Annotated in this window: 20 protein-coding genes; 12 read left to right on the forward strand and 8 right to left on the reverse strand. The window is 35.2% G+C overall.

Going from position 1 to position 22,602, the window contains the following annotated elements; all coding sequences use genetic code 11:
- Window positions 1-24: 24 nt before the first annotated feature.
- From ACP6PK_RS01835 to ACP6PK_RS01850, 4 genes are all read right to left on the reverse strand, one after another.
- A complete protein-coding gene (locus ACP6PK_RS01835) occupies window positions 25-5,478 on the reverse strand; it encodes an ATP-binding sensor histidine kinase (protein WP_426557257.1) in 5,454 nt (1,817 codons plus the stop codon).
- Between the two features lie 1,503 nt (window positions 5,479-6,981).
- Window positions 6,982-7,452 (reverse strand): response regulator, encoded by a 471-nt coding sequence (locus ACP6PK_RS01840; protein ID WP_426557259.1) that lies wholly within the window; start codon window positions 7,450-7,452, stop codon window positions 6,982-6,984.
- A 219-nt stretch (window positions 7,453-7,671) separates the two neighbouring features.
- A complete protein-coding gene (locus tag ACP6PK_RS01845; protein ID WP_426557261.1) occupies window positions 7,672-7,950 on the reverse strand; it encodes a hypothetical protein in 279 nt (92 codons plus the stop codon).
- A gap of 23 nt (window positions 7,951-7,973) precedes the next feature.
- Window positions 7,974-8,342, reverse strand: coding sequence for a hypothetical protein (locus ACP6PK_RS01850; RefSeq protein WP_426557263.1), 369 nt, complete (start codon window positions 8,340-8,342; stop codon window positions 7,974-7,976).
- Between the two features lie 857 nt (window positions 8,343-9,199).
- Between ACP6PK_RS01850 and ACP6PK_RS01855 the strand changes: the two genes are divergently transcribed.
- From ACP6PK_RS01855 to ACP6PK_RS01875, 5 genes are all read left to right on the forward strand, one after another.
- A complete protein-coding gene (locus ACP6PK_RS01855; RefSeq protein WP_426557265.1) occupies window positions 9,200-10,141 on the forward strand; it encodes a DUF3768 domain-containing protein in 942 nt (313 codons plus the stop codon).
- Window positions 10,142-10,721: 580 nt separating this feature from the next.
- Window positions 10,722-11,822: an aldo/keto reductase gene (locus ACP6PK_RS01860; RefSeq protein WP_426557267.1), complete on the forward strand. Its 1,101-nt coding sequence runs from the start codon at window positions 10,722-10,724 to the stop codon at window positions 11,820-11,822.
- Between the two features lie 57 nt (window positions 11,823-11,879).
- The gene (locus tag ACP6PK_RS01865; RefSeq protein WP_426557269.1) at window positions 11,880-12,029 is read left to right on the forward strand and encodes a hypothetical protein; all 150 of its coding nucleotides are present in this window, start codon (window positions 11,880-11,882) and stop codon (window positions 12,027-12,029) included.
- A gap of 155 nt (window positions 12,030-12,184) precedes the next feature.
- On the forward strand, window positions 12,185-12,832 hold the full coding sequence (locus ACP6PK_RS01870) for a peroxiredoxin-like family protein (protein ID WP_094672686.1): 648 nt from the start codon (window positions 12,185-12,187) through the stop codon (window positions 12,830-12,832).
- Window positions 12,833-13,095: 263 nt separating this feature from the next.
- Window positions 13,096-13,530 (forward strand): DUF4332 domain-containing protein, encoded by a 435-nt coding sequence (locus ACP6PK_RS01875; protein WP_094672685.1) that lies wholly within the window; start codon window positions 13,096-13,098, stop codon window positions 13,528-13,530.
- 73 nt (window positions 13,531-13,603) lie between these two features.
- Here ACP6PK_RS01875 and ACP6PK_RS01880 read toward each other — a convergent pair whose 3' ends face one another.
- The 3 genes from ACP6PK_RS01880 to ACP6PK_RS01890 all read right to left on the reverse strand — a co-directional run bounded on the left by ACP6PK_RS01880 (window position 13,604) and on the right by ACP6PK_RS01890 (window position 16,483).
- Window positions 13,604-14,968, reverse strand: a complete 1,365-nt coding sequence (locus tag ACP6PK_RS01880; protein ID WP_426557272.1) for a DUF1800 domain-containing protein — start codon at window positions 14,966-14,968, stop codon at window positions 13,604-13,606.
- A gap of 539 nt (window positions 14,969-15,507) precedes the next feature.
- Complete coding sequence (locus tag ACP6PK_RS01885) at window positions 15,508-15,759, reverse strand: hypothetical protein (protein ID WP_094672683.1); 252 nt, start codon at window positions 15,757-15,759, stop codon at window positions 15,508-15,510.
- Window positions 15,760-16,240: 481 nt separating this feature from the next.
- Complete coding sequence (locus tag ACP6PK_RS01890; RefSeq protein WP_210407343.1) at window positions 16,241-16,483, reverse strand: ABC transporter substrate-binding protein; 243 nt, start codon at window positions 16,481-16,483, stop codon at window positions 16,241-16,243.
- A 339-nt stretch (window positions 16,484-16,822) separates the two neighbouring features.
- Here ACP6PK_RS01890 and ACP6PK_RS01895 point away from each other — a divergent pair, with 339 nt between their 5' ends.
- The 6 genes from ACP6PK_RS01895 to ACP6PK_RS01920 all read left to right on the forward strand — a co-directional run bounded on the left by ACP6PK_RS01895 (window position 16,823) and on the right by ACP6PK_RS01920 (window position 20,964).
- Window positions 16,823-17,296 (forward strand): peptidoglycan-binding domain-containing protein, encoded by a 474-nt coding sequence (locus ACP6PK_RS01895; protein WP_426557275.1) that lies wholly within the window; start codon window positions 16,823-16,825, stop codon window positions 17,294-17,296.
- Between the two features lie 170 nt (window positions 17,297-17,466).
- Window positions 17,467-17,784: a peptidoglycan-binding domain-containing protein gene (locus ACP6PK_RS01900; RefSeq protein ID WP_094672348.1), complete on the forward strand. Its 318-nt coding sequence runs from the start codon at window positions 17,467-17,469 to the stop codon at window positions 17,782-17,784.
- A gap of 330 nt (window positions 17,785-18,114) precedes the next feature.
- Complete coding sequence (locus ACP6PK_RS01905) at window positions 18,115-18,558, forward strand: peptidoglycan-binding domain-containing protein (protein ID WP_426557277.1); 444 nt, start codon at window positions 18,115-18,117, stop codon at window positions 18,556-18,558.
- A gap of 298 nt (window positions 18,559-18,856) precedes the next feature.
- Window positions 18,857-19,300 carry a peptidoglycan-binding domain-containing protein gene (locus tag ACP6PK_RS01910; RefSeq protein WP_426557279.1) on the forward strand — a complete coding sequence of 148 codons (444 nt, stop codon included), beginning with the start codon at window positions 18,857-18,859 and terminating at the stop codon, window positions 19,298-19,300.
- 95 nt (window positions 19,301-19,395) lie between these two features.
- On the forward strand, window positions 19,396-19,557 hold the full coding sequence (locus tag ACP6PK_RS01915) for a hypothetical protein (RefSeq protein WP_426557281.1): 162 nt from the start codon (window positions 19,396-19,398) through the stop codon (window positions 19,555-19,557).
- A 291-nt stretch (window positions 19,558-19,848) separates the two neighbouring features.
- Window positions 19,849-20,964, forward strand: coding sequence for a pentapeptide repeat-containing protein (locus ACP6PK_RS01920; protein ID WP_426557283.1), 1,116 nt, complete (start codon window positions 19,849-19,851; stop codon window positions 20,962-20,964).
- A 672-nt stretch (window positions 20,965-21,636) separates the two neighbouring features.
- Here the strand turns inward: ACP6PK_RS01920 and ACP6PK_RS01925 are convergent.
- Complete coding sequence (locus tag ACP6PK_RS01925; protein WP_426557285.1) at window positions 21,637-21,795, reverse strand: site-specific integrase; 159 nt, start codon at window positions 21,793-21,795, stop codon at window positions 21,637-21,639.
- Window positions 21,796-22,086: 291 nt separating this feature from the next.
- Here ACP6PK_RS01925 and ACP6PK_RS01930 point away from each other — a divergent pair, with 291 nt between their 5' ends.
- On the forward strand, window positions 22,087-22,545 hold the full coding sequence (locus tag ACP6PK_RS01930) for a peptidoglycan-binding domain-containing protein (RefSeq protein ID WP_426557287.1): 459 nt from the start codon (window positions 22,087-22,089) through the stop codon (window positions 22,543-22,545).
- Window positions 22,546-22,602 lie beyond the last annotated feature (57 nt).

A 22,602-nucleotide genomic window follows, 5' to 3' on the forward strand; every position in this document is an offset into this window, starting at 1 on the left:
ATAACTATTCAACCCGACATAATATTACCTATTCCCTATTCCCAACAAAATTATAAATTCAGTTCCTTTTCCTTCTGTCGAATTAACCAGAATTTCTCCACCATGTTTTTCGACAATAATTTGACGGGCGATCGCTAACCCTAAACCTGTTCCTTTACCCACGGCTTTTGTAGTAAATAAATGCTCAAAAATCTTTTGTTTAACTTCTTCACTTATTCCCTGACCATTATCAGCAATTGAGATTTTTACCTGGTTATTTTCAAGTGATGTTGTCACAGTAATTTGGTTGGGATTTACTTTAATTTCAGCAAAAGTTTTTCCTTCATTACTTTCTTCTAAAGCATCAATAGCATTACTCAAAATATTCATAAATACCTGATTCAACTGTCCCGCATAACATTTAATTTCTGGCAAGTTACCAGAGTTTTTAATCACTTTTATTTCGGGGCGTTTTTCGTTCGCTTTGAGACGGTGTTTTAGCATCATAATTGTACTATTAATACCATCCTGAATATTGGCAAGAACCGGATGATATTTATCAGCACGGGAGAAAGTTCTGAGACTGTTGCTAATATCTTTAATTCGCTTAACTCCCTCCAACATCGAATCAACTAACTTTGGTAAATCTTCCCGGATATAATCTAGTTCAATGGCTTCTATTTCCTCCTCAACTTCTGCGTCTAATTTCGGATATTTTTCTTGAATTAGATCCAGCAATTCAAATAAATCGTTGATATAATCTAACGCTAGTGGAATATTACCGCCGATAAAACCAACGGGATTATTAATTTCGTGAGCAACTCCAGCAACTAAATTACCCAGTGCTGACATTTTTTCACTTTGTACGACTTGAAGATGAGCTTGTTGTAATTCTTTAAATGCTTGTGTTAACTGTTCGGAATACTTTAGCGATCGCTCATATAGTTGAGCATTTTCTAGGGAAATAGCAACTTGGGAAGACAGGAGCTTAATCACACTGAGGCGATCGTGATTAAACACCCCACTCGTCAATTTATTTTCTAAATAAATAATCCCTACCAAATGACCTTGATTAATAATTGGGTTACACGATACACTCTGGGGGCGATGAGAGAGCATATAATGCCTGATTAAACCAGGAATACCTGTTTGACAATTATTTATAACAATTGTTTTTTTGGTGTTTTTGACGTAATGAATTATCCTTACAGGAATATCTTGAGAATCAGAGATACATTGCTGAGTCAGCATAGTTTGAATTCCCTCTCGATCGCTCCAGGTAATTGCTTTAACTTCCCAACTATTTTCTGCGGGAAGAATTAGTACAACTTTGTTCGCACCTGAGTTTTCTAAGATAATCCGAGTCATGCTACTAATGAGTGTATCTAATTCCAGAGAGCTGGAAATAGATTGAGCTGCTTTGAGTAAACTGGTAAAATCTAGAACATCAGAAATATTAGTGCTGGTTGTGTTAGCAGTGTAAGTCTGAGCCAGAGTTGCAACACTTTCTTTTAGATTTAGGTTCAGTCGTTCTTGTTGCAGGATAGGTTGCAGTAGTAGAGGGTAGCGTTTTTCTAAATCGTTGGTTTTGGTTTTGGCTGCCCAACGAGCATAATCATAATACGCTTCAATCATATATTCCTGAGCAATGCGTTCTTTCCCCCAGTCTAGGTAAAACTTAGCTGCTAGTTCATTGGCGAGGGCTTCTTCCTGGAGGAATGCGTTGGCTTGGGCACCAGCAATGGCGCGATCGTAAAAATCCACTGCACTGAGCTTGTTATTCAATACACGACACCTTTCCGCCTCAACCAAATCAAATTTATGTTGACAGTTCATTGGTGCATGAGTTGCCCAATGCTCCATTTTTTTCTGATTCATTTCCACTCTCTTGAGAATAGACTTTTGTTCTCCATCTAACGAAGAATAAACTGCCAAATGTGCCAACGAATCATAGAAATAGTACACAGGCGTAAACAACAACCCCGGAGCGCCCTCTAAATAAGATTCTACTTGCAAAGCATTTTCATAAGCTTGTTGAGGTTCTGAAAATAGGCAACTGAGTATTAATTTATTGAAATAAATATAGTAAAGTGCAAGTATATCATTATTTGTTTTCAGTTGCGGTAATGATGTTTCTTCATCATATACTTTGCCGTTCAACTCCCAAGGCTTTTTACAGGGATTAATTAAATTCAAGACTGCTTGTTGAAATATTTGATTAGACTTTAATGTTCCATCTTGTTTTAGTCGCTTCAAGGCATCGCTACTCGTTACCATCTCTCGCTCAACTATCGTTAGTTCTTGCCCCGTACAGTAGGAATGGCTGGAAATGTGCATGGTAGCATACCCACCAAATTCAAAATTGCCACTCTCTAAACAACTTTGGTATGCCTTAGTAAGAATAGGCAATGTTTCTCTGAAATGTGCTTTGCCATGAACTGTACAAGCTCCTACCATGTGAAGTACACACGCTTTTATTTCTGGCGCATTGAACTCTTCCACTAAACGGGAACCTAATTTGCCAAATTGATATGTTGCTTCTACATCTCCAAATAGCCCGTTTAAGAGAAGACCATAAAAAGTATAGCCATAGCTAGAAAAAGAAGAAGTACCATGAAGCACTGATAAATTTATCAATTCGCACACCACTAAGGGTAACAAAGGTGATGCAGTTTGATAGCATGGTGTAAATAGACTTGCTAATATTCTTGCAGTCGCCAGTTTTTCTTCATCTACCATTAACGGTAGTTTTATCAATTCTTCAATGCTTCTCCCGTCTATATTTTTTTTCGCTTGTGCAAATGCTTTGTCAATATCTGAAGAGTCAACAGATTTTGGAAAATTGACTCCTACTAAACTTAGAGCTTCTAATCCAATTTCGAGAGCTTCTTGCTTTTTGATTTGTGCCATATAAGCTTGCACTTTGACAGCATAAACCTTTATTTTGTCAACTGCAGTTTTAGCCTGAGACAAAACAAGGTTTATCCATTCTTCCATTTCCTGAAAATTGCCATTCAGAGATGCGACTTCAGCAGCTAAGTCAAATAGATTTAGAGTCAGATCGTAGCGCTCCTGCCAACTATTGCTCGGTAATAATTCTAAACCCACATTTAAGTAGCGAAATGCTGCTTCGTAGGCAGCAGATGTTTTAGCTTTTTGTCCGGCAACAAGATTTAGTTCTGCCAGTTCGTAATGTTCTGACTCTGAGGTGAGTAGCTTAACGCCATAGTTCAGTTGATTAACAATTGAGAAGATAATTTCTTGATAAGTTTCCGGGGTTTTACCTTGCAGTAACAATCTCCCAATTCTTAAATGAGTGAGTTTTTTTTCATCTTCTGGAATTAGAGAATAAGCCGCTTGTTGGACGCGATCGTGCAGAAACTTGTAGCTAACTGTTATCTGTGCTTGAGTTGTGCCTGATATAGCTGATTTTGGATTCCCGAATGATGAGTCTTGATAAAACTTGTAAACTTCATTAATTGGAATTACAAATCCCTCTTTTAATGCTTTCCACAAGTCAGTAGCAGTTTCTGTAGACAAGCGATCGCTCACAGTTGCCAATGTTTGCAAATCAAACTGGTTGCCAATACAGGCAGCTAATTTCAAGATATCTTGAGTCTCTATTGGCAATTTCTGTAATTGGGTTGCCATGAATTCAACAACATCTTCTGTCAGGGTGAGAGTTCGCACTGTCACCATATCACACTCCCAATGCCCCACCTGAATATCAAAGGTAATATAACCTTCCTCATGCAAGGCTTTGAGAAATTGTGTAGTAAAAAAGGGATTGCCCTGAGTTTTTTGGTAAACCAGTTCAGTCAGCGGTTTTGCCGACATCACCGAACAACTGAGGGTATCAGCAATCAACTGATTCACATCCGTCAAGCTCAACGCTGTCAGACTCAGAGTATTGAGGGTAGCTCCAGTTTTTTTCAGTTCCTCCAGACTCAACATCAGAGGATGAGCGGGGAACACTTCATTATCACGATAAGCTCCGATGATGAACAAATAACCGATATTACTCTCGCTCATCAATAGCTGCATCAGATTCAGGGAAGCAGAGTCAGCCCATTGCAAATCGTCCAAAAACATCACTAGGGGATGATATGGAGTGGTGAAAACGGAAATGAACTTTTGGAATAGTAAGTTAAAGCGATTTTGGGCAGCATTACCAGAAAGCTCTGGTACAGGGGGTTGCTCGCCAATGATTTGTTCTAGTTCAGGAATCACCTCAATCAGCACTTGCCCACTTTCACCGACTGTCTCTAGGATTTTGCTCTTCCAATTAGCTAACTCCTTATCAAATTCAGTCAGCAGTTGTCCTATTAAGCTACGGAATGCTTGCACCAAAGCAGAGAAGGGAATATTACGATTAAATTGGTCAAATTTACCTTTAATAAAGTACCCTCGTCTTTGTACAATTGGCTTATGTACTTCATTCACAACAGCAGTTTTACCAATACCTGAAAACCCAGTCACCAGCATTAGTTCCGAAGCACCATTGGCAACTTTATCAAAAGCTTCCAGAAGTGTTTTAACTTCTTTTTCCCTTCCGTAAAGCTTTTCAGGAATGAGAAAGCGATCGCTCACATCCCGTTGTGCAATTTCAAATTCTTGAATTTCACCTGTCTGTTGAAGTTGAGTTAAACAGTATTCTAAATCTAATTTTAATCCCAAAGCACTTTGATATCTACTTTCGGCATTTTTTGCCATTAATTTGTTAACAATATTCGATAAAACAGATGGGATTTCGGAATTAATTTTATGGAGTAGGGGTGCTGGTTTTGCTAGATGACAATGTACTAATTCCATGCCATCTTCTGAGTTAAAAGGTAATTCTCCAGTCAGTAATTCATAGAAAGTTACACCTAATGAGTAGAAGTCACTCCGATAGTCAATTCCTCGGTTCATTCTACCTGTTTGTTCGGGAGAAATATAACCTAGTGTTCCTTCTAATACGTTAGGATTTTGTATTTCTTGAGTTTCTTTAGGTAATAGGGAAGCAATACTAAAGTCAATTAATTTAACTTGTTTAGTTTCGGGATTAATTAATATATTACTGGGTTTAATATCTTTATGAATAATTCGCTCTTGATACAAAATTTCTAGAGCATTACACAGGGCTATAGCTATTTGTAAAAAATCTTCTAGAGATGGTATTTTTACCCTACCTTCCCATTCTTTTAAAGAAATACCTCCAAAATCCTCCATTACCAAAATATAACTATTTTTATAGGGTTTTAAGCTATAGGTTTGGATAATTAAGGGTGAATTGAGATTTCTAGAAATAGTATATTGATTGCGAAATTGTACTAATTCGTTGAAAGTAGGATAAGGATTTTTCAGCAGTTTAATAATTACTGGTAATTGGTCATCAATACGATTAGCTTGATATACAATTGTGCGACTACCTGAATAAATTGTTTCGACGATATGATAGTCAGGAATATGAATATTTGTATTTTGGTGGTTGTTTTGAGATTTGTTATTCATTGTCATAGTGGTTCTGTTGCCAAAAAAAAGTTGAAAGACAAAAACCTGTAGGACTCATGCAAATACCATGTATGTAGCGTTCAAAACTATAACGTTATAGTTTTTAAACTCTATGTATAGTACCTCTGCGTAAGTTCTGACCTGATAGATTTTCAGGTATTAAACAGTTACTCCAAATGGAAATTCAACAAATACTTTTTAAAAAAGCAAATCTTTACTGTCAATACTCACCACCTGATACCGTTTCACTAAAGTCAGAAGTCAGAAGTCAAAAGTCAGAAGTAATATTTTAGGTACTTCAAACTTCTATTTGACAGTAATTCTAGCTTATTATTTTGACTTCATCAGTTACCAACTATTTATGACATTTTTTAAGTAAATTGGTATGACCTGTCTTAATTATATTAATAATTTCTATTATACATTTTAATGGCACTATAGAACCCCTGAAGGGATATATTTAAAATATAGATGGGGAGTAGGGGAGTAGGGGAGTAGGGGAGTGAGGGAGTAGGGGAGAGTTTCAATAATTAATAATTAACAATTAATAATTAATAATTACCTCTTCTTTTCAAGAATAAGTAAGGTCAAAAAGGAAATTTTTTTCTTTTTTATCCTTTAAAAGAGAGGCTTTAAACCATTATTTTTCGGTAAGATGGTGAAGCAAGGGAGCCTAGGTTATACCTTTTTTCTCTATTCTATTTCTCCATCTACTAAATTCTGAATTATGACTCTTTTGCGAAAAACCTGCACCTTTGCCAAGATACCAAATAGGTTCTATAAAATGAAACTCAAAACTAAAAACTTTAAAGAAAATATATATTACCTCAAGTTTATTGGGGAAGGTTTCCGAGAATTTTTAAATATTTCTAAAGATTTTAAGTAGAATCAGGTTTGTTGATGAACTATTGCTAAGTAACGCCTTAAAGGGGTATTCTCTCCTTATATCCTAGTCATGTAGATATTGCTAATTATGGGAGCTTTATTAAGTATAAATTATCCCTAGAGATGATTGCCGTCCCTTGGAAACCATTTGCCTTCAGTTGAAAAATTTACTTAGACAATTTTATCAAATTAACCAAATCTTTAAGAGTATGAAACGTTTCTTTCAGTTGTTTGGATATTTGAAACTTTTTAATCCTCCTGAATTGAAAAAGTATCATAATTTTTCAATTCATTTATACTAGCTATATATCATAAGTAGATATTGAATATAACCTCTAAAGTTAATTAGCGAAAAATCAAGGTATAAAGCCTTCTATTTCAAGAGAAAAAAATGCTAGGATATTTCCTTATATTCAATTCTGTTACCGAAATATTAAGGTATAAAGCCTCTCCATTCATGGGGAAAAAAGAAAAAAATTATTTTTAGCAAATCCTCTTCTTGATCAGAAGAGCCATTATTAATTTTTGAAGGTTTTCATTGAGGTAATTATCAATTATCAATTATCAATTATCAATTATCAATTATCAATTATCCATTATCCATTAATTAAATAATTTAACTATCTAAGCAAATTGATGAATATAATTGTTATGTGTCGGTACTATCAATCTGATACAACCTTCTTTTAAAGTTGGCACATATTCATATTCATTTATTCCTTGTTTAGTTATTCCTAGTTCTGTCATCATAGCGAATATTTCACAATTTTGGAAAGGTTTGCTAAGATAACCGTCTGCACCATATTTTATTGCTTCATAATAATCATTTTCATAATTTTTGCTAGTGCAGAAAATTACAGGAATATACTGTATTTGAGGATCGGACTTAATTTGTTGACACACAGCATAACCACTTAATTTTGGTATTGTAATGTCTAAAAGTACCAGATCGGGTTTCTCAGAATAAATTTTTTCTATTGCTTCTACACCATCATTAGCTTCTATTACATTTATTCCTAGTCTAATCAGATAGTAGGAAATTATTTTCCTAACAGTAGAGCTATCTTCGACTAATAATACTCTTTTTTGGAGCATTTTCTACAGTTCTCCTCTTACGGATATAATTACCCTTGTTTTTAATTCAACTTTTCTACTAATTCAGTAGTTTTGATGAATAATATTCATATTTTCAGGCATTAAATATATCCTAAACTGATATTAATGAATTTAGCAGTGATGGTATAGATTTACAGGTGTGAGTTCAATCACTTAGTATTAGTGACAATAAGTATTGACTATCAAAACAAATCATAGTTAAGAGTATAATTTTTCCTCAAACATATCTTCACAGGAAACCTGTTTAACATCTTGGAATCCAATTTTTTTTAAATATGAAATCCATCCATAAGGGGTATTTTCTATATTCAATATTCCGATCGCAACAGCAACATCTGCTATCCAAGGAACAGTTGATATTTTGTATCCTTGCCAATTAGTTTCTACACATATCCATTCAGGAATTATATTAGTATCAAACTTAGTTTCTGATTTCCAAGTTGCTCTAAAACAATATATAGGAGTATTTTTTTGCATAATTTATTTGGTTATGGAAATGCTTACAAAGATATAGGTAACTGTTCAGATAAAATATTCTTTAACTCAAACATTAAATCTTCATTAGTTTTGTGAGCTTCCCAAATGCCATAATCAAACTTATTTATTCGCCATTCGCCTTGCATAAAATTTTCATCTTCAGAAACAGTACCAACATAATTAATAATGTATTGTGAACCTACAAGGTATCGCTTTGCAAAACTAATCTTACGTCCAATAACTTCACCGCTTAATGTTGCTTCTCCTAAATAATTATCATCTAAGATATTGCCACTCAAACTATTACCAGCTTGAATTAAGGTAGCTTCAAACCTTGTAGGATTTTCCTGTTGCCAATAAGTACCTAGCCAAGTTCCACTTAAATTTGCCATAGTAGCTCAATATTTTCAATGTTAAAAATAATTAAGGGATAAATATAAAAAGACTTTAGGTTGAAATTATAGCAGTATAAAATAATTTGTAAACAATTCAGGGAGTAGATAAAAAGTCTGAAATTATTACCCTGCTTCTCTGTACCCTAATTCCATTAGTTAACATATACATTAAATTTATCCATAGAGATAGATTATATTAATAATATTACTTGCTTATACAAGCAAATTTTTGATAATTATCCTCAGCCAATCAATTATTTTCTATGGTTTATCAACATCTTAAATATATATAAAATATAAAGTTTTAATTTTGATTCCTGAGCTGAATCCACCACCAAGATTTTCCATGACTTTTGATATATTGCATATACCATCAACTTTTTAACACTTAACACCCACACTAGAGAAAATTTGACTACTCAAACTAAGTTCAGCAATAGGACATTCTGGCCAAAAAAAATTAACATAGAGCCGGGTACAGAAATAGTTATACTAGATGCCACTAGATTCTAGTATAGTAATTCCCATGCTGGTTAGGTACAAAATTCTAGGTTTTAGGGAACACTTAACTGGGAACAGGGAATAGGGAATAGGGAATAGAAAAGAAATTAAAGATAGGTGTACCTCATAAGCTTGAGAAACCCTATACCCATAATTAACTGAAACCTTAATCAATTTTTCTATTTTATTCTCTTTTATTCTCTAGTAAGTTATTATAAAATATAGAAGGTAAGCTGCTATTGTATAATTTATTCCTAGTGTCAACCATAGTATAAAAATCATAGACAGCTAATCTTAACCATAAAAATCAAAGAACTTAAAAGAATATTTAAAAATCAATTATTTGGAGAAAAATGAGCAGAAATAAACAACTATTAAATCAACATAAACAATTACCTGAACCTCAACAAAATGATTTTTTTAAAATATTTAGTCAGTCTCCAATAGGTACATCAACTTGGAATTGGATTTTAACTCGTCCTCGTTCTGAAAAAAATCAAATTTTCTTACCTCTCTCTACCCCATCTGCATTGACAACAGATTATGAACCATTATTTTTATTAAAACTTCCTCCAGGGAAAAGTTGGCATTTAGAAAGTTCTGTTAAAGTAACTGCTAAAGCTGGAGTTTTTATCACAAAAGTAGGCTCTATTTCTGTTGCACCACTATATGTACTATTCCAGTTATCAGGAAATGATTATATTTATCAAGTTTGGATTAATCATTATGGGGGGGATATGTTACATTCTCCTTTAGATAAACTGGAAAAAATGCCATATTTAACTCTATTGTTAATGGAAGATAAATCTCAGCCAGAAAGATTGATTAAAATTGATAATCAAATAGATTGGTCATCTTTGAAAGCCAAAGTTGAATCAGTAAAGTCTTGGGATTTAGCAGCTTTCAATACAGTAAAATCCATAGCACATTCTGCTCAAGAATTATGGAACAGAACAACAGAAGAAGAAGTGAAGGAAACAACAATAGCTAAGTTAAACGATCGCTTTAGAAATGGAGATAAAAGTTTAGGAGAATACAGAATGAGTCGGCAAGTATTAGCATTGCCGAGAAAAAAACAAAAAGAACTTTTTAAAGAAATTCAAGATTTTTCTGATTTTACACCTGAAAATGACCCAAAGGGTCAACATGAAATGGGTGAAGTGGTACTGGATGGTGTGGAATATGTTTGGAAAATTGACTATCTAGATACAAGCATGATTATGTTATCAGATGCGCCAGAAGATATTAATAAAACTACCAGAGTATTATTGGTTATACGAGCCGATGAATGTTAATATCTAGAAAAGAGGGAGTAGAGAGTAGGGAGTAGGGAGTAGGGTAGAAATAATTGATTTGTTGATTGTTCGAGATATAGCAATCTTATGTGAATTGTAAGATTTTAGTGCTAATTAGGAGTCAGGAGTCAGAATATAAAGAGATTTTGGTTGATATTAAATGTTCTTAAATTCTATCAAAATTATTTCTGATTGCTATATCTAATAATTTCTGATTTTGCCATAATATTTTCTACATAAATTCAGTGAAAAGAGGGAGTAGGAAGTAGGGAGTAGAGAATAGTGTAGAAATAATTGATTTTTTAATTGTTGGAGATATCTAATAATTTCTGATTTTTCCATAATATTTTCTACATAAATTAATTATCAGTACCTTGAGCTGAAATGGATGATTCAAATTGGAAATTTACTTAAAATTTAAGGTATAAAGCCTCTCCATTCATGGAGAAAAAAGAAAAAAAAATCCTTGATATCAATTCTTCTATTACAGAAGAGGTAATTATTAATTATTAATTATTGAATTATACCATTCAGTTAAGAATTTTTTTTGACAAAACTGTTTAATTAGGAGTAAAAAAAAGTGATTTTAGGAAAAGCAACAACGATAAAAACCAAGCATTATGCTCAAGTTCATCAAACAGAATGTCCGCCAGAACACTTTCGAGAATTTAATAACTTTACTGCCAGTTCAATAGGTATTGGTACATATCTAGGTTCCTCAGATCCAGCAACAGATAATTTAGTTACAGAAGCAATTATTAAATCAGTAAAAAACGGGATAAATTTAATAGATACTGCCATAAATTATCGGTCTCAGCACGGCGAAATGAGTGTCAAAGAAGCCCTACTTGAATTAATAGAATCAAAAACTGTATCGCGAGAAGAATTAATTATTTGTTCTAAAGGTGGTTTTATTCCTAACCGAGAAAAAGAAGAGTGGTTTAAACGAGAATATATAGATAACCCTAAATTTAATATTCAAGCAACAGATATGGTGGCCGGAGTTCACTGTATGCACCCAGAATATATTCAAGACCAACTAGAACGCAGCTTAATAAATTTGGGTATAGAAACTATTGATATTTATTATTTACATAACCCAGAAACTCAGTTAGGAATTATTCCTGCTGATGAATTTTATCACCGTCTCAAAGCAGTTTTTTCAGTGTTAGAAAAAGCTGTTGATGCTGGCAAAATAACTGCTTATGGAATAGCTACTTGGCAAGGTTTTCGAGTGCCACCAACAGATGTAAAACACATTGACTTAGCAAAAGCTAAATCTATTGCGCAACAGATAGCAGGTGGAAAAGGCGATCGCTTCCAATTCATCCAACTACCAGTTAACCTAGCAATGACAGAAGCAATTATTACTCCTACTCAACCTCTAGACGGCAAAATTTTACCCGCTATTACTGCAGCAAACCAACTTAACATTAACGCGATCGCTAGTGCTTCTATTGCTCAAGCTAAAAACCTCAAGCAATTTCCCCAAAAAATTATGACCGCTCTGGGGGAAAACCTGGCAACAGATGCGGTACGCGCTCTCCAATTTACCCGTAGCGTTCCTGGTTTATGCTCCGCTTTAGTAGGGATGAAATCTCCTGGCCATGTGGCAGAAAATCTGACATTGACCAGCATTCCGACCTTAGATACTGGCTACTTTGCTCAGTTGATAAGTTAATCTCAGAAAATACTACCAAGCGATCGCTCTATAGTAATAGTAGAGAGAGTGTAGGAAGTGTGGGAAGTGTGGGGAGTGTGGGGAGTGTGGGAAGTGTGGGGAGTGTGGGAGCGTAAGAATAAATTAAAAAATATATATCTTCACCATTACAATGCAGGACTACCAGTATTTTTTTTAGATTCTAGATTTTATCAAAATTTGGGTTGAAAATCTTACTCTTAACCAGGGGACTTTTGATATAATTAATAATTATTTAGGTTGTAAAATCCCTACAAGTCAAATTTGGTTTGGCTAGGAAATAATATAAATGGTACTGCTACAGGAAAGTCCAAGACAAAGTTAAAATTAGTTAGGAAATACTTATGAACTTAACCGAAAACTTACAACAACTTCAAACTGAAATAGAAGCAAAACTACCAGAAGATGCAAAGGCAAAAATGCAAAAAGCTGTAGTTGACTTATCTGATTCTGGCATTATTAACAACAGCTTAAAAATAGGAGAAAAAGTTCCTGAATTTAGCTTACAAAATGCAGTAGGTAACGCAGTAGATTTAAAATCATTACTTGCAGAAAATCCTGTAGTAATTTCCTTCTATCGTGGCGGATGGTGTCCTTACTGCAACATGGAATTAAGAGGTTTACAAAAGTATCTACCAGAAATCACAGAATTAGGAGCAAAATTAATCGCAATTTCTCCAGAAACTCCAGATAATTCTCTTTCTACTACAGAAAAAAACGAACTAACTTTTGAAGTATTAAGTGATGTAGGAAATCAAGTTGCTAAAAAATTTGGTTTAGTCTTTCAGGTTCCCGAAGAATTACGCCCAATTTATCAAAATTTTGGTATTGACCTACCTGCTTATAACGGCGATAAAAGTTTTGAATTACCGATAGCTGCTACTTATGTAGTTGGTACTGATGGTACAGTTATTCATAGTTTTGTAGACCCAGATTATACAAAACGCCTCGACCCAGAAGAGATTATTAATGTGTTAAAAAAAGTCAAATAGTACCCTAGAGATTCCTTTAATTAGATAGAAAGATTCAAGTAGGAGATAACAGTTGTTTACCCCTACTTTTTTAGACTAAATTGTAGAATAATTTAACCTGATTTAGCTTACAGAGGTTTTCATTTCAGTAGACAACAGTAGGGGCGTTTGCGGAGCATTCCGGAACGGAAATGGCTATTCGCCCCTACAGAGTTTTGGTTATGAAGATGTGGTTCATCAACCTGAAAAGCTCTGTACATAAAGAAGAGGCAAAGTGAGGAAACATGAAAAAATTGCCAAAAATTCCCTCAATCAAATCTCAAAACTGGTCAATTGAAAAATTACCAGGTTTAAGCAAACAACACCAAACTTTACTAATAGAAAGTGGAATTACCAACACTAGAAAACTATTAGAAATAACTTACAGTCCCCAACAAAAATTAATCCTAGCAAGTCAACTAAAAATTCATCCTCAATATGTTAAAAAATGGGTAGCATTAGCAAACTTAGCTAGAGTTCCTAGTATTGGCTGTGAATACTGTGGACTTCTGCTTCATGCTGGTATTGCTTCAGTTTCTCAACTATCTCAAATACCTGTCCAGAGATTGCATCAACAAATACTCAAATTACAGGTATCAACTATGCAACGTCGCGACCTTTGTCCTACTGTAGATTTAGTTCAAAAATGGGTTCAACAAGCTCAATTTTTATCATTATGAAGAAGGAAGAAGGAAGAAGTTTGAAAATCTACATTTGTAACGGCGAATGGCCATTCGCCCCTACAATTTACATTTAATACTTCATAAATTCAGGACTACCAAAGATTAAAGCTGCCCTCAAATCAGCAGAACTCTTTTCGATTACTCCACGAGTTTGAGCAGAAAAATTATTACCTAAAGTAGCCATTAATTCTTCCGCACTAATAGGTTGACCCCTACCCAATAAACCACCAGACAAAGGCACAGCTAAACTACTACGTCGAATCATTGTATCTGAATCTAACCAAGCTTCTTTTGTATTTTTATAACCGTCGGGAGTAACACAACCATAAAGAGGCATTCCTAACTGGTCTAAAATCCCATTAATAGGTCGAAAATTATCAACTTCATTACCAATAGCTCTCATAGCAGAAGCCACAAACCGATAAGGATTTTTAAACTTAGAATTATGTACCTCTGAGTGCCAAAACTCTGAACTGTTGAAGAGAGTATTTAGTACCTGAAAAATATTACCTCCACTCTCCAAAAAACTCTTAGCTAAAACATTAACTAAAGATTCTGGAGGTTGGTCTAAAACAAAAGTTTGAGCTAACTTATAACTAATATGTTTAGCCGTGGCAGGATGACTAGCCAAAATATCTAAAGCATTTTCTCCTTCAGCCATGCCATTTTCTTTAATTGTTTGTCCGAGAAAAATTTTATCTCCTGGTTCGTGACGTTTTTCATCAAAATAAAATCCATCTGTATCTTCTGCTCTTTTATTATTAGGAGGGAGACCCCAACCAGTAAAAATTTTTGCTAAAGCAATAACATCATCTTGAGTATAGCTTCCATCCACACCTAAAGTATGTAATTCTAATAATTCTCTAGCATAATTTTCGTTGATTTTACCTCTACGACTTTGCCAATTATCTAAATAAATTAACATCGCTGGATGATGAGCAGTAGCTCCTAATAATTCTCTAAACTTTCCCAAAGCATGAGGTCTAATTGCCTGTTGTTCATAAGAGCTAAAATATAACCGATTGAGTCCTTGACGACCAAAAATATTAAAGTGATTGTACCAAAAATCTACCATCACTTCTTCTAAATGACGCGGACTTTCTAATGTTCGTAAAAAACGACCTTTAGTCGCTTGTAAAAATATTTTTTGTTCAAAACGTCGTTTGATTCTATTTAATCCTCTCTGGTCTAATTTTAATTCTTTTCCCTGTTGTTGAAGTTGTTGTAATTCTGTAATTATTTCACTGGGAGTTAGAGGTAATGTATCGAGATATTCTAGCTTTTGAGTTAATAGTTTTGGGTAGGGAATAGAATTAGGTTTCAGTTGAGATTGAATATAAATTTCTAAACCAATATTTTTAATATTTTCAATTTGCCCAGGAGTCGGTCCGAAACTGAGGCGATTAATTAGGTGTAAAATTTTAATATCAGTCATAATCTTGATCAAAGAAAGAGTTATCAGTCCAGTAGGGTGCGTTTCCGCTAAGAGCGGACATGAAAAGACGGCTAAAATCTAGACTGCAAAAGGTATTTAACAATCCGTCGTAACGCATCATTTTAGCGATCTTATCGGGTCTGTTACATTTTATGCACCGCCCTACTAGACTGACACAGCTAAAAGTGTGCATTAGCTTTTTTCATAATCACCCCATCGCCCCATCGCCCCATCACCCCATTTTCTAATGCACCATTTAAGGTGTGTCGGTCCACTACCCTAAATCTTTCGGTGCGTTACGCTTTCCTGCGGAATGCTGCGCAAACGCTAACACACCCTACTGGCTCAGACGATTAATTAGGTGTAAAATTTTAGAATCGGCCATTTCAGTTATCAGTGGGGTAATATAATTTCGTTGATTGTCATACAATGCGTAGGGGCGAATGGCCATTCGCCCCTACAATATAGATTCTTCTCTTTAATACTAAATAATACAGATGCTACCGGATTAGATATAACACGCTTATCATAAAATAATATTAGTCATAAATCGAACAATTTAACCCTGCATCTTCAGGTGTTGAAAACTTCATAGGAATAAATGTGAAGCCGAACATCCTATTCGCACAAGGAACAATCTTAACTAACTCCAAGGGTAGTTTTTGGCGATCGCCTGTCCCTGGTTTAAATTTAATTTTTCCTGTTACCCCATCAATACTGAAACTTTCATCTGCCAGGATATTCTGAATTCCCTGACGAGTAGTTTGTTGCCGAATTCCTTCAAGCAACACTTTCGCTGCATCATACAGCCCTTTTCAGATTTATAAACCACATCGTCATAACCAAAACCCTGTAGGGGCGTTAACGTTTGCGGAGCATTCCGATAGGAAAGTTGTGCGTAGCTAACGGCCGTTCGCCCCTACTGTGGTTTACTGAAATGAAAACTGCTGTAAGCTGTACTAATTCGGAAGAAAAATTCTCGACGATTTTGTGTGAGTTCAGATGTACTCGCACCAGGAGAAACTGATACTAATTGATTTCGGTTATATAGAAGCCCTAACAGTATCTCCAAAAAATAGGTTGGAGGGAGAATTAATTGATAAAAAATGGGTAATAATTGATTTTATGATTGGATGAGTGGGAAATATCTAATACACCCCATCTCCCCATCTCCCCATCTCTCCACACTCCCATACGGACGCCCTTATGCAACGTCCCTACCCCCACTCCCCTACTCCCCTACTATCAATCTATAATTTTAAATAGATCCCTTCAGGGGTTATATATATCTACAGTTGCCATCGTCATCTCACTGGCCCAATGACCAATAACACCTAGAATTTCTGACCGTTTGACTATTGTATTGGCAACATTCTTTGCTTGCCCCTCAAGGTTAGCATCATTAGCAATGATAACTTTTAAACCTTTTCCATTCAAGTTTTTCGAGTCTAGAAAATTTGCACCAGGTAAAGTCGAATTAAAGGATTGATTCTTTTTAAATAGGTGAAAGTTCAAATATTAAACCATATCTCCTCACAAAACTATTGTTATGGCAGAATGTGACCCCTAACTGCTCATCAATGTGTAAGAAAATTCACGTCCACCCACAATAAAAAGTTAATTGTGATAACTAATGTGTAAGAAAATTCACGTCCACCCACAATAAAAAGTTAATTGTGATAACTCATGCACATTTTCCCACTTCCCCAAAAACTAGGAGATGATAAAAATATAGAGCAGGACTTACACAACAGCACTAAATATAGTAGCTTATTTGGAATAGTGACCAATTAATACTCTATATATAGAGTCAATGCCCAAGTCCTGCTCAATTCAAAAAACAAGGAGAAAATTATGCTTGCTGGAACTCAAACAACTACTACTCGTCCTACTATATCCCTTGGTAGCACTGGTGAAGATGTGAAATATTTACAAACAGTTTTGAATACCATTGTTGCTAATAATAGCTTAGTAGTTGATGGAATATTTGGTGTAGCAACACAAGAAGCTGTCATAGCTTTTCAAAAATCCTCTGGTTTAACTGCGGATGGAATTGTGGGTCCCCAAACTTGGGGATTAATAGATACAGGGAAAATTGCCCGCCCTACTCTGTATTTTGGTAGCACTGGAGAAGATGTAGAATATCTACAAAAATGGTTAAATGCTGCTGGATTTGGTTCTTTAGTAGTTGATGGAATATTTGGTGTAGCAACAGAAGAAGCTGTGAAGAAATTCCAAAAATACTATGGTTTAACTGTGGATGGAATTGTTGGTCCCCAAAGTTGGGCAAAATTAGAATTGATCGATCTTGAGGATTCAATTCACTAATCAAAACTAACAAAACCATAGCTATGGTTTTGGTAGCTATCAACAAACCATTTTTTGACCAGCATTCAGTCTTCAGCTAAAATTCGGGGGTGAAAATCCTCATTATACGACTTGAAAACTGATTACTGATTGCTACAATCATCTTCAACTAAACTAAGGAATTTTCTCAAATGACTGTATCAACAATGACTGTATCAAGCTTGCCAGTATTAAAAGAAGGAGATAGTGGAGATAGTGTTCGGTTTCTTGAACAATTGTTATCCTCAATCTATTGGTTTGGTATGCAACCAAGTAGACCATCTCTGATTACAACTAACGTGAGATTTGATGCCAACTACGATAGTCAATGCCAACAAATAGTAACTGAGTTTCAGGAAAATTATAACGCTACTTTTCCTTTTCCATCGCCTGAGATTACAGTCGATGGAGTGGTAGGTCCCCAAACCTGGAAAGCGTTAGGTGATGCTATCTTCAAATACACCTATTGAAGTAGCACTCAGCAGTCAGCGTTCAGCTAACAGCTTTCCTGGCGTGTATAATGGGGGATTGAGACCCCATTAACACACACCACTAATTTTCAAAAAATATAGTGGGGGACTCCCTCCCCTCGGATTTTTAGCTGAAAGCTGTTAACGCAGTTACGACCTAGGAGGATAGCTGATAGCTGATAGCTAGTTAAAACTTAAACACTCTTGTTGCTACATCTCTAGATATGACTGCAACAAGAATGTACAAACTCTTGGAGTTTACTCCAGGGGTGAGTGACCAAATCGATCTAATTTCTCATACTCATCTATCCTAATACAGGAGAATTAACAATGACTTTAAGTGTTTCAAGTTCTTTTTCTTTACCAGTTTTACGCAACGGAAGCAACGGTTCTGATGTGACTTTAGTCCAACGTCTTCTCAATGATGCTGGCTATGGTTCTTTAGTGGCAGATGGTATCTTTGGTGTTAGCACTGACGCCGCAGTTAAGCAGTTCCAAAAAGACCGAAATTTAACAGTGGATGGTGTTGTTGGTTCTCAAACTTGGGAAGCTTTACTGCCTCCTACTATCGGTCGGGGTAGCAGGGGTGATGATGTTGAACGTCTGCAAATTATCCTAAATGAAATGGGCTATTCTCTAGTTGGAGATGGTATTTTTGGTTCCAACACTGAAGCAGTTGTCAAGGAATTCCAAAAAAATAGCCGCTTAGAAGTTGATGGCATTGTCGGTTCTTTAACTTGGTATGCTCTGATGAGCATTATGATTACACATTAACGATTTTGAGAAAGTACTGGCTTAACCCACGCGAGCGTGTTTAGACTTCCGGTTCGTTCTCCATGGAAGTAGCGATAGTATTCCCAGGAATGTTATTGAGAGCGAGAGCGTGGCAGTCAGAACTTTAACCCTGACCGATAATATAGACAAAGGATATTTTAAGCTGTTCAGGTGTTGGCTTGTTTCCTGGGAGCGAGCGCAACAAGAATGTACAAACTCTTGGATTTTAGTCCAGGGGTGACTGACCAAATCAATTTAATTTCTCATACTCATCTATCCTAATACAGGAGAATTAACAATGACTTTAAGTGTTTCAAGTTCTTTTTCTTTACCAGTTTTACGCAACGGAAGCAACGGTTCTGATGTGACTTTAGTCCAACGTCTTCTCAATGATGCTGGCTATGGTTCTTTAGTGGCAGATGGTATCTTTGGTGTTAGCACTGACGCCGCAGTTAAGCAGTTCCAAAAAGACCGAAATTTAACAGTGGATGGTGTTGTTGGTTCTCAAACTTGGGAAGCTTTACTGCCTCCTACTATCGGTCGGGGTAGCAGGGGTGATGATGTTGAACGTCTGCAAATTATCCTAAATGAAATGGGCTATTCTCTAGTTGGAGATGGTATTTTTGGTTCCAACACTGAAGCAGTTGTCAAGGAATTCCAAAAAAATAGCCGCTTAGAAGTTGATGGCATTGTCGGTTCTTTAACTTGGTATGCTCTGATGAGCAATATGATTAGAGATTAAGGATTTTTAGGTTGTATTATCCAAGTGTGGGAGTTCAATGCTCCCACTGAGGAATTCAGTTATTCAGACAGATGAGATTTGAGGAGAATACTCTCATGCAAGTTAGATGGAAAACTTTATTAGTCAGAATAACAGTCTGGTTAAGTTTAGAGATTTGGCTAAATTTAGTAGGACTTGATTACTTGGCTGATTACAGTGAGTTTATTTTTGAGCAGAATAATGGCTTTGTTGAGCTTTGTTGTGTGAATCTGGGCTAATGCTAGAGAATTAATACTTTATGTGTTCTGTGTGTTTCTTTACCACTATAGAGTTAGGGGGTACTCTTGAGGTCTGCCAAGCAAAGTGGTTTCAGATTAATGTGAGATATATCACTCTGTTTAAACTTAGCAGTCACAATATAACAACCGGGTTATCACGGAGTTTCAGGATTTTTCTCACAGCTAAAACCTAAAATCTTAGAGATGATTGAATCGTAATATAAACTGTGGTTACTTTTGTCTGCTTATGGCTCTCATTTCAAACATTTAATGAAGGATGTTAAATTAGTTATGACTCAAAATCTAACAGGTCGCAAAGTAAATTTATCACAAAGTTTAGATAATTCACTAGATAATGTAGAAAAGATATTAGAAAAACCTGAATTCAACAATAAAGTTTTGGGATTCTTTGAAAAATTCTATCAAAAAAAGCAAACAAATTCATTTCTTTTTAGATACGAATTATGTAAGTTATCAAAAGAAATAGATATACCAGGAGAAGATTTATCTAATCTTTTTAAGGCTTATTGTTATGACAAGTATTTACAAGATTTAAGAAAATCTACAAAATTTCAAAATAGTAATTTTCTGCAAAAAACAATACTAGAGTTTTATCAAGGCTGGAAGTATAATTTTATTGATACTTGGAATTTTATTCAGACTCCTATTTTTCTTAATTTTAAAAATTTTGAAAGTCATATAGGATTTTTTTCTATCATGGTGGGAATGATAGTTCCTCTGTGGGGATTAAAATTTGCTTATGATGAAGGAAAGGAGGAAAGAGAACAATATACACAACAATTAGAAATCCAGAATAAGCAATTAGAAATGCAGAATAATCAACTAGAAATGGATGTAATCGACAAAGGATGGAATATTATTATTAAACATGAAGGAAAAAAACAAAATTTGGGAAGAATAAAGGCAATTGAAAATCTGAATAAGTTAAATACTTCATTGAATCAAGTGAATCTAAGTAATGCAGATTTAACTGGATTGGATTTAAAAACAGGAACAGAACATTCAGCTAAACTGGCTAAAGCTACATTCAATGAAGCTGTATTGTATCATGCTAACTTGAGTGGAGCTGACCTCATTGCTTCTGAATTTAAAGGAGCAAAATTAGGTAGTGCGAATCTAACAGGAGCAAATTTAACTGGTGCTATATTTGGTGATGCTAATTGCACAGAAACAGAAAAATTTAACGATCGGAAAAATCTAAAATGTGCTAACTTAAATAAAACTGACCTAAGAAATGTTGAAGGCTTAACCCCTGAACAAGTCAAGAGAGCCTATAACTGGAAAGCAGCTATATACAGTGAGAATTTTTGTCAGAAGTTCTCTGAAGAAGACCGAAAGCTTACTAAAAGCTGTAATCAATATTTTAATTCAGACAATGAGGAGTAATATCAAATTTAGTTATTTAGGTAGTGCATTACAGAATGGCAACCTAAATGGGGTAAAGATGATTAAATCTCAAAAAAAAGAAAAGCATCAACTAGCTTCTATTTTTATTTATTGTATGTGTTTGTGTGTGTTTTGTTGGGTTGCCCCTATATACTTAGGGGCTATTTTTTTTGTTCGCGTTCGCTGCAATAAAGCTTGATATTATTTCCTATTTTCTACATATCTTGTCTATGGCTCATTAGCAGCAAGACCTACAGCAGTTAAAGTACCTTCAAAACTCAAGAATTAAACTACCGCCACTTTCACGTCAATATTACCAGCAATCGCTTTTGAGTACGGACAGAGTTGATGGGCTTGAGCAACGACCTGCTCCGATGTTTTACGCTCTGAGTTTGGCATTTCCACTTTTAACTCAGCAGCAAGCTTATATCCACCATCTGCTGGATCTCTTCAGCCCCTTCGTATGGCTGTTCTAATTGCTGCATCAGTTTCTCTGTATCAGGGTTCATAATTCCTCGCTTTTCCGAACAATGCTTCAAGTACCATAATACTACGAGTCGGGGCACGGGTTCGTGTAAAATCAGGCTACATCTCCTGAAAGCTTTGTTATCATTCAGTTTTAATGTCCAGCCCAGAACGGAAATCAGCAGAATAAGTAATTTTATATTTCATCTAAAACTCTAATAAATCGGACATTTCAGCTTGTGGCTGCTGGAGATTATCATCGTACACCATCAAGGTCTTGGGGTCAGCATGACGGCTAAAACTTTGGGCTTTCCTAATATTCCCACCATTACGTTCCAAAACTGCTGTAATGGCAGAATGTCTCACTGCTGACTGCTAATCAATATGTAAGAAAATGCACGTCCACCCACAATAAAAAGTTAATTGTGATCACTAATGTGTAAGAAAATGCACGTCCACCCACAATAAAAAGTTAATTGTGATAGCTTATGCACATTTTACTATTCATCCAGGATTGCACTGATAATAAAAATATAGAGCAGGACTTACAGGGCAGAACTAAATATAGTGGGCTTACCTGGAAAAATGACCAATTAATACTCTATATATAGCGTTAATGCCTAATTCCTGCTCAATTCAAAAAACAAGGAGAAAATTATGTTTACTGCAACTCAAACAACTACTACTCGTCCTACTATATCCCTTGATAGCACTGGTGAAGATGTGAAATATTTACAAACAGTTTTGAATGCCACTGTTGCTAATAATAGCTTAGTCGTTGATGGAATATTTGGTAATCTTACAAAGGAAGCTGTCATAGCTTTTCAAAAACGATATGGTTTAACTGCGGATGGAATTGTGGGTCCCAACACTTGGGGATTAATAGATACAGGGAAAATTGTCCGCACTACTCTGTATTTTGGTAGCACTGGAGAAGATGTAAAATATCTACAAAGACGGTTAAATGGCATTAGATCTGCTTCCTTGGTAGTTGATGGAATATTTGGTGTAGCAACAGAAGAAGCTGTGAAGAATTTCCAAAAATCCTCTGGTTTAACTGTGGATGGAATTGTTGGTCCCCAAACTTGGGAACGATTAGAATTGATCGATGTTTAGAGTTCAATTCACTAATCAAAACTAACAAAACCATAGCTATGGTTTTGGTAGCTATCA

Origin of the sequence: Dapis hubbardiae BLCC-M172 (assembly GCF_050016015.1) — a bacterium.
Classification (GTDB): domain Bacteria; phylum Cyanobacteriota; class Cyanobacteriia; order Cyanobacteriales; family Microcoleaceae; genus Trichodesmium.